This window comes from Coleofasciculus sp. FACHB-712, assembly GCF_014695635.1.
Classification (GTDB): domain Bacteria; phylum Cyanobacteriota; class Cyanobacteriia; order Cyanobacteriales; family FACHB-T130; genus FACHB-T130.
The window spans coordinates 1-13,880 of the sequence record NZ_JACJOQ010000379.1 but is presented as its reverse complement, the minus strand read 5'-3'; the positions used below and the strand labels follow the sequence as shown (position 1 = coordinate 13,880).

Sequence of the window (13,880 nt, the reverse complement as noted above, 5' to 3'; positions counted from 1 at the left end):
AATGATGAACTAGAAATCATAATCCACCTCTACAATCTCGGTATATTCAAACTCGTTAGGACTTTGCCTAACTAAATCGTAATCGTTTCCGTTTAATTCAATCGAATCTTTTTCGCATTCCGGCTTAGAAGAGTAATAAGTCAATACATATTGCCTACCAATCCGAGTAGCGATTTCTGCGGCTACTTCACCGCGCCATTGAGTTTTAGTGACTAAAACCACTAACTGATTTGCTAATCTGGGAATCGTCTTCGCAATTTGCCGCCGATAAATTTCATCCAAACTTCCGAAGGGAGAATCCATCACAATTGGAAACGTGCTGCTATCTGGTACCATCAGCATTTCCTTATGACTCCACTCGCGAACCCTATCGATAATGCTACCGATAAACGATAAGCTGAGAATTTGATTTTCTCCCGTAGAAGCAGCGACGGGTGACTCTGAACCGGCGGTATTTTCTACTAATGTTAGCTCATACTTTTCACTAAGTTTGGGGATATAGGGGGTAAAGGAAATCTCACTAAAAATTTCTTGTACCCGCTTTTCTAGCTGCACGCGAAACTGTTGATCCAAACGCGATCGCACTTCGGTTAATCGCTCAATTGCATCCTGGGTTGCAGCAATTCGTCGCTGGGCTAGCGCTTGCTTTGCCTCATTCATCTCATGTTTGGCAATTTGCTTCCCTAAGCTTTCAACTTCAGTTTTAATATCGGCAATTTTCTGGCGATTCTCCCCTTCTTCTAGAGTTAAATCTCGAATTTTTGCTTCAATTTCATCTAACCGCTTTTGAAAGTTGCGAATTTCCTCACTGGGATCTTTTCTTAACTTATCCCGAATTTCATCTAGTTGCGTTTCTATTTGAGAAATGGTTTGTCTACACTGAGTAATATTCGCTTGCTCTGTATCCACTTCTTCCCAAAATGCCGGTGCTTGCTTATCAATTTCATCTACTTGGGCACTCATGCGAATCGCAGTTTCCTCAACAGCAGCAATTCCTGCTTTATCTAGCCAACCTTCAACATTTCCATAAACAGCAGTTCCCTCATGCAATTCCGTACCGCAAATACAGCGTTGCTGATATAATAAATTAGTGACAAATTGCCGATCGATGCCAGAGGGTAGCTCGCCTCGCTGTCGTAAATTATCAATAATCGCTCGGAATGCTGCTGTTGTCTCGGATAATAAAACTGTGTAACCTTGGGTTGAGATAGCCCGTTTTAAGGCTTCCTGGCTTGTTTTGAGATTTTGTTGATTGAAGGCTTTCTGCTCTTCCAGAGATTTTCGTTCTTCTTCTAAATTTTTAGCTGCATCGAGTTCCCGTAAATGGGCGCTGATTTCTTTTTTCAGCGTTTGTTGAGCGGCTAACTCTTCCCCTATTTCTGTTTGACGATTAGATAAGCGATCGCTTTCTTTCTCTCGCTGCTCTTTTTTCTTTAATAACTGCTGAGTTTGAGAGTCACCAATTGCTTTTAACTCAGCTTCTAGGGTTTTTCTTGCCTCCCCCAGATGCTTGATGGCACGATTTAAAACTTCGACTCCCAAAAGTTTTTTCGTTGCTTCAGCGATTTCCTCCTTTTTTTCGGAGCGAACAATTTGCTCAATTCGCTCTCCATCAAAAAAGAAATACTGATGCAAACTTTCTGGTAAGATTCGCCCAATGATATCTTCTGGATGCTGGGTAGGCAATCTCCAAATTCCATCATCTCCGGCGATTTGCATATACAGCTTGCTTTCGCCTTTCTCAATAGTTGCACCCTTATAAGCGCGACACTCGCGTTTTGCTCGGTAGCGTTTATCGTTATGTTCCCAAGTAACTTCTACCCAGCATTCTGCTGGAAAGCCTGGTTTTGCTTCTGCAAGCGATCGCTTATTCACCAGCTGCTCTTGTGAAGCAAAAGCGGCACTAAATTTCTCGTACAATACCCACGTAAATGCATTTAACAGCGTTGTTTTTCCCGCACCATTATTGCCGTGGATAATCGTAGTATTTTCTTCCTCTCCACAGGAAAGCAAAATTTCTGGAGTCTTACCATAAAATTGCCGAAAATTGCATAATTTGATGGAAGTTAGCTTCATCGCACCACTTCCTTCACAATTGTCAAAATATCATCATTGATATTGCGCGGTTGTTTCATGTAGAGCTTATCTTTCTCCGCCTGTAATACTCGCTCAATGATTTGATAAACTTCTGATGGAGCTGTCGTAATTGGCTCCTGTACTTCATTTAAATAGGGTTCTTTTGTCATTTGGCTTACCACCCTGCAAATCAACTCTATTTTATTTTTAAACGCTTTAGGTAGCAAAAGTTAACCGCAAAGGTACGCACAGAGGAATTATTGCTCTGTGCGTACCTTTGCGGTTTCCTTCGCGTCCTCTGCGTTTAAAAAGAATTAAAGGAATATAGCTTTTGGAAAGCTACACCACAAGGCACTCTAGGAATGCTCTTAGAGTGCCGTATAGTCATTATTGAATCACTTCTCCTCAGCCCTCCCCACTGGCAGGAAGATAAATTGAGCTTAGATTACTTATAAGGGGCAAACATCTAAAGGTGTTGCGTTAGTACTCGAAGCAGTCGCAGTTCGCCGTTTTCCCGGAATCGCTAAAGTCCAGACTAAGTTGCCTCCGTCGAACTTTACGCTAAAGGCATTGTATACACGTCCCGACAAGAACGATGTTGTCTGCCCACGATTCTCCGGGCTGGGAGTGAATTTGTTATACACGCCAACCGGATTGTCAACAGTTGCGCTGTTTTCATTTTTATAACCAAAATAAGCAATGTAAGGTCCAGTAGGGCAAGATACGACACCCTCCAGAACTGGAGTCAGTGGCTTATTAGCTTGAGTTACCGGGATGATCGCCTCTTCAGCTGCTGAGGCTGCTGTTGCGAAAGCAACCAACGTTGCTGTAAATGTAGCTGCTGATAACTTGTTGAGTATGTTCATAGAATTAAGGCTTTTAAAAAGCTATGGTGTAAAAGGTTGCGCGTAGCGCCAAGGATGAATTTTTAAAGCATTCCTCAAACTTTCAGGATTAAAGTAGGGTTTGCTAGCTGTTGAGCAAGTTTACATTAATTACTCAACCTCTAATCAGAGGGGTTTGATTTACATATAACTGTTGTTTAAGGTGGAATTATAGTGGCTATTTTCATTGATACAGGTAGAGGGAAAATCAATGAATTGTCATTTCATCGTGTAACTTGATGGCTTTAAGTAACTGTTCTATATTCAGGAATTCGGGAAAATACTTAAACTTGAGGTTAAGTGTCCGCATTTTTCCTCTGGTTACGTACTTACGTAGAGACTTGTTGTCATCCAGATAAGTGCTTATGCGTAAGTTTCACCTGCCACCCATTATGTAAATTTACAGATAATTCTGTCATCCTTAAGAAATATTTGTTTACAAAATATTTACTTGCGCCCAGTTTAATCTAAAGAATTAGAAGAGGCTCCGTGCTTAGCACTCCTTGGAAGCGATCGCTTTCGGGTGAGTAAGCCTCACGTTTTATCGTTTAAGGCTCTATTTAAAGACTGATGGAACCACCCATTGACCGAATTCGCCTGTCTCAAACAGCTAAAGATCAGCTAAGTAAGCTCAAGCGCAACACCAAAATCGATCAGTGGAATATTCTTTGCCGCTGGGCATTTTGTCGCTCTCTGGCAGAGCCAACAATCCCTTCGCCGGTGCCAATTCCAGCAGATAGTAATGTCGAAATGACTTGGCGCGTCTTTGGGGGAGAATTGTCTGATATTCTGTTAATTGCCTTAAAACAGCGCTGCCATAACGATAGATTAGGAACCGATCGGGAGACGTTGGCGACTCAATTTCGCCTGCATTTGCATCGCGGGATTGGTTATTTAGCAGGCGATCCGAATATCAAGAAAATTGAAAATTTAATTGAAGTTGCTGAAACAATTAAAAATGAAAAAGCAAATTTTTAATTGTTTTATGGCATCGTCAAACCTTTGAGCTTTAGCTTTCTCTCTTCCTCGCTTAGCCCTTTGCACTGCACCAGTACGCCAAAACCACCCAATCCCGTTGGATCGATGAGCTGGTGTAGGGCGTCACGACGGCGCAGTACATCCATAATACTTTGCTGCTCGGCAATCGGGCGATCGCTATGGGAAAGGGCAGCAATGCGATCGCCTAATCCCAGCGCCATCAGAAATAACGCCTGCTTTGTAAAACCCACCCATGCCAAGCCGCAGCGATCGCCCCAACGCTCCAAGGCGGTAAAATCCACATGAGCGGTGATATCCTGTTGCCCAATCTGCACGTAAGGATCGTTATGGTGCCGATGCTGGTAATAACACTGAAGCGTCCCTTGACTCCGCTGGGGATTGTAATATCGAGTTGCTGGGTAGCCGTAGTCAATCGTCAACAAATATCCGCGCTTCAGCTTGTCAGCAACTGTACTCAGCCAATCCTGAGCAGCTAGATTAATCTCGCTGCGATAGCCATCTGCATAGGCAGCAGAGGGCAACTCAATCCCTACTAAATCAAAATACTCAGCCAGTTGAGGCGTGGAAAGTTCGCCAGTTACTTCCTCAAAATGGGTTCCATCTGGCGTAGTGACATAAATTTCTTTGAGCTTCCCTTGCGCGATCGCAAACTGATGCACCGGCAATGCATCCACCAACTCATTAGAAAAAAAGCAGCCGGTGATGGAAGCGCTAGGTATCTCCTCCAGAGAACACCACCTGACGGGTGTAGCGCCTTGCGTTTGGGCGAATTCTGGGGCGAATATTGGGGCTAATTTCTGCAACACCTGCTGCTGTTGGGAAATTAGCCCCGCGGCCTTTTCAACGATCAGGTACTCTAAGGCATTAAAGAATGCTGGATGATGCTGGTGTAAATGCAGCAGAATATCTGCTGCTAGGAGTCCTTGTCCCGCCCCCATTTCCACAAGCGTAAATTGCGCCGGACGTCCCAAAATGTCCCACATTTGGACAAATTGCTCAGCCAGCAGTTCGCCAAAGTCGGCACCCAGATTGGGAGCGGTAAAAAAATCACCTTCCGGCCCAATGTTGACGGCGTTTGTGGCATAGTAGCCGTAGTCCGGCTCGTACAGCACCCACTCCATATACTGAGCAAAGGTAATCCGCTGGTTGGGACTGTTGGCAATTCGCTGTGCAATTAAGCTCAAGAGCGATTCAGACTCGTGCATCAACGATTCTTTCAACCTTCAACATTTACAGTTTTGAGGAAGTCTTCCACTTCAGCCGTTGTTGGCTGTGCAGCGATCGCTCCTGGCTTCATTGCGGTGATCCCACCCACTGCATTTGCATAAGTTACCACCTGCTTTGCCATTTCAGCATCAGCGAGATACTGAATGCCGTGTTTGCACAACTGATCGATGAACCCGGCAAGGAACCCATCCCCCGCGCCTGTGGTATCGACCACCTTGACGGAAAAAGCTGGCACCTTGTCTTCATTCCCACCCAAGCAGTAAGCACAGCCTTTTTCACCGCCGGTTACTAAAACGCCCTCTACTGAATCCAGACGGTAAGCGATCGCGCCAGCATCGGTGGTTTCAAATAACCATTCAGCTTCTTCGTCAGTGATTTTGAGGAAATCGACGTGCTTAATAAGTTCCTGAATCATCGGTTTGGAATCGCTGGGATCGGGCCAGAACATATCGCGCCGATTCACATCTAGCACAATTTTGACATTGTACCGATCTGCCAGTTCCAGGGCTTTCGTAATTGCCGCTCGCGCATCAGGGTACGCTAACTCTAGGCTTCCCAGGACGAGAAAATCAGCGTTTTCAAACAAAGCTTCTGGCAATGCAGACGCTTGTAGGTGCGTATCGGCAAATTCTGTCGTGTCACGAGTTTCTTTTGCAGAAGTAGCGCTAACGCCAAATGCGGCAAATTCCCGTTCGCCCGATAGCGATCGCACCACATAAACTTGCCGCGTCGGTGCGGTGTCATGGCGCTGCACGCCTGTACTATCCACACCCACTTCCTGCAACAACTGCACCAATCGATCTCCCGGCTGATCCTTACCTACACAGCCGATAAATCCAGAAGGGGTTCCCAACTTGACCAAAGCACACGCCACATTTGCGGGTGCGCCGCCCGGATAAGGCGTCCAAGATTCGACATCTTCAAGCGATCGCCCCAGTTGATCGGCTAGACAATCAAACAAAATCTCTCCGAGGCAGAGAACGCGGGGATGGGTCACAACTGCACTCCTTGTCAACATGAACTCAGCCTACCAGAGCCTCTACCCCCTAGATCCGGATATTCACAGAAGCTCAAGATGATCCCAGCCTTTTTTCCGACTCCCAGAGGTGGGGGATATTGTCTCAATCCCAGTCACGAACGGGCTTACCCCCAAAGGATCTTCTAAAATTAAAGAGATAGTAAGTAGATATAACTAAGGAAAAAATACTTATGGCTGGTAGCGAGACTTATACCCCCGCGACACTCTCCGAGCGAGAACTGCAAATCATTGAGCTAGTAGCTGCTGGCTTAACGAATCATGACATCGCCCAAAAGCTGGAAATCAGCAAACGAACCGTGGATAACCACATCAGCAATGTATTGACCAAAACCAAGACTGACAATCGGGTGGCGCTGCTACGCTGGGCTTTGCAATGGGGCAAAGTTTGTATCAATGAAGTCAACTGCTGTACCTTGCCCACACCGGCGGATGAAGTGATTTCCTAAGCGAGCAACCGGGAAACCCTGCGAAAAAAGACAATCGTCATTAGTCATTGGTCATGGGTTGTTGGTTATGGGTTGTTGGTCAGTCAATTATTGCGAATTGTACGGATAAGCGAATTCATGGCGAATTGTCAACTGCTTTTCAATTCGTCAATAGCTGATTCGCTAGCAAACGAATCAATCAGGGTCGCGGATTAAATAACCTACATCCCTTCACCTCGTAGATTGGGTTAAGCGATCGCGTTACCCAACGCTACATTCAGTACTCTGGTTGGGTGGTCGTAACATCAAACGCCACATCGAAAGGGCGGGGGGAATCTCCGCCCTTTTGACGTAGTTCCCCAACCAGACTGAAGTTATTTAATATCTATCCCGAAAAACTAATGACAAATGACTAAACACAAGCGTTATCTGCCAGTTTTAGCAGTTGGTTTGTTCGCCGCCTTGAGTGGATGTCGCGATCGCGGCTTGCTCACTCCGCCTCCGCAACTGCTGGGAGCCTCCCTCAACAGCTTAGCCGCCGAACAAGAACCCCGCTTTTCTTACGATGGTCGCTACCTCGTCTTTACCTCAAGCCGCCAAGCCCGTCGCGGCGTTTATCTCTACGACGTTCAGCGTCGTCGCCTTATCCCTCTCCCCGGACTCAACCAAGCGGGTGTCATCCACGAACAGCCAGATATCAGTGCTGATGGTCGTTACATCGTCTACATCTCCGAGGAACGGGGCAAACCAGATGTTTTCGTTTATGACCGCCAAAGCCTGCAATCTGAGGTCATTACCGACAATATTCTCGGTGAAGTCCGCCGTCCCACCATTAGCGGGAACGGTCGATTTATTGCCTTTGAATCCAATCGTTCCGGGCAGTGGGACATTGAAATTTACGATCGTGGCCCCGGTGTCGAATTATCCTTACCCACCAGCCGTTCGGCACCTCTAAACAGCCCTGAAGTCCCCGCCTCACCCACACCAGCGGCTCCCAATTGATGGACGCATCCAAATTAAAGTTAAATAGCAGGGGTTAACCTGCTGTAGAGACATGAATAACCGCGAGTCTTCTGCAACCCTTCTAAATTTGGCTGACCCGGTGACTTTACGCTTTGTTTGTCATAAATAAACCGATGCTCTAGAAGTTCTTGTATCGGCGATTACATTCTAACTTAACACTGACGATTGCTTTAGGCATAAGTCCGAAAAAACAATCGCGATCGCGGACGATTTTTTACAATCAGAATATTGATTAAAAATCACTTATCATAAAAATAATTTTACTTGATAAATCTAACTAAATAAATCATGGTAAACCAAATTTCAACGTAACTAGGGAAATTTTTCCTAGAAAAGTGAAATGTTCTTGTTGATGAATGCTCGCAATGCTTAAGGAAACAGAATCAGCTTCTTCTGTGGAACAGCCATTAACCGTCTTACTCGTTGACGATCAAGCTCTGGTCGGTGTAGCAATACGTCGGATGCTTGCAACTGAAGAAGATATCATTTTTCACTATTGTAGTGAACCGACTCAAGCAATTCAAATGGCGACAGAAGTTGCTCCAACAGTCATCTTACAAGATTTAGTAATGCCCGAAATTAACGGCTTACTGTTGGTGCGGTTTTTTCGGGCTAATTCCGCAACGCGAGATGTCCCGATTATTGTGCTTTCAGCGAAAGAAGACCCAGCAGTCAAAGCGGAAGCCTTTGCTCTGGATGTGAATGACTACTTGATAAAGCTGCCAGACAAAATTGAGCTAATCGCTCGTATCCGCTACCACTCCAAAGCCTATATTAACTTTATCAAACAGGCTCGGTTGCACGCCCAAGTAGAAGCACAAGTCGAGATGCTCAGCGAGAAATCTCAGCAACTGACTGAAGCCTTAACACAACTGCAAAATACTCAAGCTCGGCTCATTCAATCTGAAAAAATGGCGAGTTTGGGTCAGCTGGTTGCCGGTGTTGTCCACGCCATCAACAACCCAGTTAATTTCATCTACGGCAACCTCACTTACTTAGATGAATATACTCAAGCTTTATTGGATTTGTTGGTAGTTTATCAGCAAGAATATCCTCAGCCGTCTTTAAGGATTCAGGAACAGGCAGAAGAAATCGATCTAAATTTTCTAATTGAAGACTTGCCCAGAATGTTGTCTTCCATGAAAGTAGGCGCTGACAGAATCTGTCAGATTGTTTCGAGTTTGCGTAACTTCTCGCGCTTAGATGAATCAGCGATGAAGCCGGTCAATATTCATGAAGGAATTGAGAGTACCTTACTAATATTGCAGCATCGACTGAAAGCCAAGACAGAACATTCGGGAATTCAGATCCTCAAAGAGTATGGAAATTTACCCCCGGTAGAGTGTTATGCCGGACAACTCAATCAGGTGTTTTTGAACATTCTCAGCAATGCGATTGATGCCTTGAATGATTATGACAAAGAGCGATCGCCTGATGAAATCCGAAACCATCCCAGCCGGATCGTCATCCAAACCTCAATTGTCAGCACTCAGGGTTCGGCGGTCAGCGAACACACAACTGACAATCAAACAAATAATCAACAGGACGCACACGGCACAACGGTGCCCCTAGTTGCTGATAAAGTAGCGATTCGGATTATCGATAATGGGCCGGGTATCGCTTCCGAAGTAAAGTCACGCATTTTTAATTCTTTTTTCACCACTAAAAATGTGGAAAGAGAAACCGGGCTGGGATTAGCCATCAGCTATCAAATTGTCGTTGAGAAGCACGGTGGAAGCTTGCAATGCTTCTCAGAGCCAGGAAAAGGAACAGAATTCGCAATCGAAATTCCTATTCAGCAGCGTGCTCATCAATCTACCTTGCTGGAGTAGCCTTTCAACAACTCAACCGACAAAACCCCAACGTGACCGGCTTTTGAGCGCGAGTAGCAGGAGTGGCAATCTCACAAAAATTTGCAACGGCTCAAAGGCGTAAACGCTAAAGTTGAAAAACATCCCAGTTAATCTATCTGCTTTTGGAGTAGTTCTACTCTATGACTACTGCTTCTGCTTCTTCTCAGACTGGCAACTTCTGGAGCTTTGACTGGAGCTTTGACTCCCCAGCTCCTCAACCGACACAAGATGCCGATCTCCTCAGAACCCTGAACTTTGTTCCTGGGCTAAAGGAAATCCTGATGCTGCGTCAGGTTCATGCCTTAGAACACGCCACGGTTTGGGTCTTGAGCGACACCTGTAACTCCCCGAACGCCAGGGGTGTATCAACCTCCAGACAACTAGATAACAACACTCTAGGAGGTCTTTCCACCGACCAAGGATTTTACCTCTACGGTCAAGTCAACAGCGCTGATTTGCATCGTGCTGTTCGCACTGCCCTCCGGCGCATTACCCGTGGAGAATGGAACCTCGCCGTGCATCCGCGTTGCGGCACGAATTTGTCAGTCGGGATGCTTGTCACCGCCGGACTCGCCTTGGGTATCCATCTCGTCCTGCCTCGTGGCCCCATCGAGCAACTTTTGGGTTTAGGCATCGCTACCACCGCTGCTGCCCAATTAACGCCCGATCTGGGCGGTCTTGCCCAACAATACATTACAACCTCCATTCCCTTTAATTTGGCGATAGAAGAGATTTCGGCAACGCCTGACATCTGGGGTCGTCCCGCTCACTTCGTCCGACTGCGTTGGATCGAACAGTAATAAAACTTAAAGACTGGGAGGCTCAGCAGCTCCCGATCGAGTAGTACGCTGTACCTTAATGACGTAAGGGAAAAAACACTTATGGTTCAACGTGGTTCAAAAGTTCAGATTCTCCGCAAAGAATCTTTCTGGTTTCAGGATACTGGGACTGTTGCTTCCATAGACCAGAGCGGCATCAAATACCCAGTGATTGTCCGTTTCAATAATGTCAACTACGCTGGCGTTAATACCAACAACTTTGCCATGAACGAAGTGGTAGAGGTTGAAGCACCCAAGGCAGCAGGGAAGAAACCCACTACTGCCGCTTCCGGTGGCAAACAAACCACCATCGACGAGCGGACTCGCAGAACAGGTCAGGGCAACCGAGTTCTTGATGGGAAGGCCAGCGCTGCACCAGAGTCTGGAGAAGGTAGCTCAGTTGTACAAGGCTCTCCCAATCAGGGAACTGACTCACGTTAAGTTGTGCCAGAACTGCCTGAAGTTGAAACAGTTCGCCGGGGTCTAAATAAATTGACCCTGAATCAGGAAATATGGGGTGGCGATGTGTTGCTTGAACGCACAATTGCCCACCCCCTTTCCTCTGTAGATTTTTTGGCTGGGCTTGCCGGTTCAGTTATTACTCAGTGGCACCGGCGTGGTAAATACCTGCTGGCAGAACTCTCCTCATCTGCCTGGTTGGGCGTTCACCTGCGAATGACGGGTCAGCTGCTATGGCTTGACTCGCAGGAATCACTCCAGAAACATACGCGAGTGCGGCTGTTCTTTACCAGTGAGAAGACCAGTGAGAAGGAGTTGCGCTTTGTTGACCAGCGAACCTTTGGCAAGATGTGGTGGGTACCGCCAGGAACACCGCCAGAAAGCATCATCACTGGTTTACAGGTTTTAGGCCCCGATCCCTTTTCCACAGCGTTTTCCGTGGAGTACCTGGCGCTGGCACTGCAAAATCGCCGCCGTCCCATCAAAACCGCTCTGCTAGATCAATCTCTGGTGGCTGGAGTCGGCAATATCTATGCTGATGAAGCGTTGTTTCTCAGTGGTGTGCCACCCAAAACCCTTTGTGCCGATCTAAAATTAGCGCAAATTGAGCGTTTGAGAGGGGCAATCATTCAAGTGTTGCAAGCCAGTATTGAGGCTGGGGGAACGACTTTTAGTAACTTTCTCAACGTGCAGGGCGTTAACGGCAACTATGGCGGGGTCGCCTGGGTTTATAACCGCACGGGTGTCCCCTGTCGAGTTTGTAGCACACCGATTGAGCGCATTAGATTAGCCGGACGCTCCGCGCATTTTTGCCCCCAGTGTCAACGCTAGAATGTCAGCCCTATAAAATGCAGATGGGCAGGGGTGCCGAGGGGAGGGAGTTATCAATTCGCGATTGGCGATTAGACAATTGACTTCAGGTTTAGGGCTGCTTCGTTGAGGTTTTGGGTGCCCGCTTTGGTTTGCCCGATCCCACTCGCCGTTTCTTTTGCTCCCTGGTTGAGGACGTTCATGGCATCAACGACTTGTTGAATCGCGATCGCTTGATGTTGGGCACTCAAGGCAATTTGTTGGCTGTTTGTAACTACATGGTTGATGGCGTTCGTCATCCCCGTAAAGGCGTCCGCAGTTTGATGAGAGAACTGTACCCCGGCTTCCACCGTCTTCGTGCCCTCCGCTGTCACTTTTACGGTTGAATTAATCGCGCGTTGGATGTCAACGACGAGGGTGTTGATTTCTTGCGCTGACTTCTTGCTTTGATCGGCGAGTTTCCGAATTTCCCCCGCCACCACCGCAAATCCCTTACCATGTTCTCCAGCCCGAACCGCCTCTACAGCAGCATTCAGCGCTAGCATATTTGTCTGGTTCGCGAGATCGCTTACCAAGTTTGTAATGTTGCTAATTTGATGAGTTTGTTCGTTCAATTGCAGAATTTGAGCTGCGATCGCTTCTACCTTCTCGCTGAGCATCGCCATCCCTCCCAGAGTTTGCTGCACGGCTTCGGTTCCCCCTTCTGCTAACATCAGAGCCTGACGCGCCCCCGCAGAGGCTGCTGCGGCTTGTTGCGCTGATTGCTGAGAAGAAGTCCCCAACTCATCCATCGTTGTCGTGGTTTGATTCACCGAACTGGCTTGAGAGACAGCGATGCGTTCTTGCTGTTCAACGGTGCTAGCGATCGCTCTGGAAGAGTGCGCGATCGCATCGACGATCTCATTAATCTGCTGGCTGATGCGCGAAGCGATTAACGAACCAATTCCCAAAGCAAATATTGCGGATAATCCGGCACCGAGCCAAACTACAATCGTGAGCCAGTACATCGCAGTATCTTGTTGTTTAGCTTGTGCCGCTAACTGATAATTTGCTTGTTTAAGCATATCCTCACGCCAGTCATTAATTCCCAGCATTCGTATAGACTTCGTTAACTCAACAGCCTCGGCAATCTTACCGCTATCGAGCAATTTGAATATCTTTCTAGACGCCTCATCAATTTCCTGACCCGCCTCAATAATTTTAGTCAAATTTTCTCGTTGCTGAGGGTCTTGAATCTCTCCTTCTAAAAATCTAGATGCTTCTCGAAATAACTTAATTCCTTCTTCGTAGGTTTTCTCATAGCTTTTCTCCTTGGGGAAAACCACATGACCTCTGGTATTGCGTACCATTACGGATATTCCAAGAATCATTTCATCTATTTGTATAATATTGTTTTGTATGGATTTGACCTCTTCCGCAACTTTAGCGACTTTGTGAATGTTGTAATGCACCACTCCAGCCACGCCCATTGCCAATAAAATTGGAACAGAATATCCTAGCAAAATGCGGGACTTCAGTTTTAATGGCTTATTCACCGAGTTACTCCTTTCCTGGCTACTGGCTGCTAATTGCCTGTTTGAGTGTTATTGATTACTGAGATAATCCAAGATGACTTGGTTCAGTTTGAAATAAAATAATTAGTTAGAAAAACTTTTCATCTTGCAAACCAAATGTACTTCTATATTTAGTATTACTATATTTATTAACTTAGCTCATTTTATTTCGATTAGTGCAAAAATTTTCAATGATTTACGAAACTAGCTTCGGGGTGTTATTGAACCACAAGCCCCAAAGAGCAAATAGACGTCCGCGTTCGTGAACTGGCTTTGAAAGAGCGAGCGTTTAGACGATGTTTGAAAAGTATCAAAAGTTGATTCTATCTGCCTATCCCGCCTTAGAAAGGGGATAATTCAGCTCAAATTTCTTCTTTTCAAGGGGGATCTCCACCATCTAAGCGTCATAATTATGACTTTTTCAGGCATCCTCTAAGTAAATTTGCTTCTAGATGATTTTCCCGCCCTCATAGAAACTAAAATAGTGATGAACTAGACACAAGGGCAGAACAAAAATATGGCAGTCAAAAGTGGCGATTTGGTTCGTGCTGTGCGAGAAAAATTAGAAAACAGTGTGGAAGCGCAAGCTAGCGACTCGCGCTTCCCTTCCTACATATTTGAAACCAAGGGTGAAGTTGTACAATTGCGGGGTGACTACGCACTCGTCAAATTTGGTCAGGTGCCAGCACCAAATGTCTGGTTACGTGCCGATCA

14 protein-coding genes are annotated in these 13,880 nt (G+C 46.3%); 8 read left to right on the top strand and 6 right to left on the bottom strand.

The window, feature by feature from the left end:
- Positions 1 to 9: 9 nt before the first annotated feature.
- From H6F50_RS10545 to H6F50_RS10535, 3 genes are all read right to left on the bottom strand, one after another.
- A complete protein-coding gene (locus H6F50_RS10545; protein ID WP_190428658.1) occupies positions 10 to 2,076 on the bottom strand; it encodes an AAA family ATPase in 2,067 nt (688 codons plus the stop codon).
- Positions 2,073 to 2,246 (bottom strand): hypothetical protein, encoded by a 174-nt coding sequence (locus tag H6F50_RS10540; RefSeq protein WP_190411017.1) that lies wholly within the window; start codon positions 2,244 to 2,246, stop codon positions 2,073 to 2,075. Before H6F50_RS10540 ends, H6F50_RS10545 begins: the two co-directional genes overlap by 4 nt.
- A gap of 279 nt (positions 2,247 to 2,525) precedes the next feature.
- Positions 2,526 to 2,942 (bottom strand): hypothetical protein, encoded by a 417-nt coding sequence (locus H6F50_RS10535; protein WP_190411018.1) that lies wholly within the window; start codon positions 2,940 to 2,942, stop codon positions 2,526 to 2,528.
- Positions 2,943 to 3,530: 588 nt separating this feature from the next.
- Here H6F50_RS10535 and dndE point away from each other — a divergent pair.
- Entirely contained in the window at positions 3,531 to 3,938 is a 408-nt protein-coding gene (gene dndE / locus H6F50_RS10530; RefSeq protein ID WP_190428657.1) for a DNA sulfur modification protein DndE, read from the top strand.
- 5 nt (positions 3,939 to 3,943) lie between these two features.
- On the opposite strand, the gene H6F50_RS10525 is transcribed toward dndE, so the two are convergent.
- On the bottom strand, positions 3,944 to 5,164 hold the full coding sequence (locus tag H6F50_RS10525) for a class I SAM-dependent methyltransferase (protein ID WP_190428656.1): 1,221 nt from the start codon (positions 5,162 to 5,164) through the stop codon (positions 3,944 to 3,946).
- Between the two features lie 11 nt (positions 5,165 to 5,175).
- Positions 5,176 to 6,183 (bottom strand): PfkB family carbohydrate kinase, encoded by a 1,008-nt coding sequence (locus H6F50_RS10520; RefSeq protein ID WP_190428655.1) that lies wholly within the window; start codon positions 6,181 to 6,183, stop codon positions 5,176 to 5,178.
- Positions 6,184 to 6,395: 212 nt separating this feature from the next.
- Here H6F50_RS10520 and H6F50_RS10515 point away from each other — a divergent pair, with 212 nt between their 5' ends.
- The 6 genes from H6F50_RS10515 (at position 6,396) to H6F50_RS10490 (ending at position 11,634) form a co-directional block, all read left to right on the top strand.
- Positions 6,396 to 6,671 (top strand): LuxR C-terminal-related transcriptional regulator, encoded by a 276-nt coding sequence (locus H6F50_RS10515; protein ID WP_190411022.1) that lies wholly within the window; start codon positions 6,396 to 6,398, stop codon positions 6,669 to 6,671.
- A gap of 387 nt (positions 6,672 to 7,058) precedes the next feature.
- Positions 7,059 to 7,652, top strand: coding sequence for a PD40 domain-containing protein (locus H6F50_RS10510; protein ID WP_190428654.1), 594 nt, complete (start codon positions 7,059 to 7,061; stop codon positions 7,650 to 7,652).
- Between the two features lie 386 nt (positions 7,653 to 8,038).
- Positions 8,039 to 9,505, top strand: a complete 1,467-nt coding sequence (locus tag H6F50_RS10505; protein WP_190428653.1) for an ATP-binding protein — start codon at positions 8,039 to 8,041, stop codon at positions 9,503 to 9,505.
- 161 nt (positions 9,506 to 9,666) lie between these two features.
- Entirely contained in the window at positions 9,667 to 10,326 is a 660-nt protein-coding gene (locus tag H6F50_RS10500; protein ID WP_190428652.1) for a DUF6391 domain-containing protein, read from the top strand.
- An 81-nt stretch (positions 10,327 to 10,407) separates the two neighbouring features.
- On the top strand, positions 10,408 to 10,785 hold the full coding sequence (locus H6F50_RS10495; protein ID WP_190411026.1) for a photosystem I reaction center subunit IV: 378 nt from the start codon (positions 10,408 to 10,410) through the stop codon (positions 10,783 to 10,785).
- 3 nt (positions 10,786 to 10,788) lie between these two features.
- Positions 10,789 to 11,634 (top strand): DNA-formamidopyrimidine glycosylase, encoded by an 846-nt coding sequence (locus tag H6F50_RS10490; protein WP_190428651.1) that lies wholly within the window; start codon positions 10,789 to 10,791, stop codon positions 11,632 to 11,634.
- 71 nt (positions 11,635 to 11,705) lie between these two features.
- Here the strand turns inward: H6F50_RS10490 and H6F50_RS10485 are convergent, their stop codons facing one another.
- Complete coding sequence (locus H6F50_RS10485; protein ID WP_347277156.1) at positions 11,706 to 13,148, bottom strand: methyl-accepting chemotaxis protein; 1,443 nt, start codon at positions 13,146 to 13,148, stop codon at positions 11,706 to 11,708.
- 535 nt (positions 13,149 to 13,683) lie between these two features.
- Here H6F50_RS10485 and H6F50_RS10480 point away from each other — a divergent pair.
- A partial coding sequence (locus H6F50_RS10480) for an NAD(P)H-quinone oxidoreductase subunit O (RefSeq protein WP_190428650.1) occupies positions 13,684 to 13,880 on the top strand: 197 nt, incomplete at its 3' end.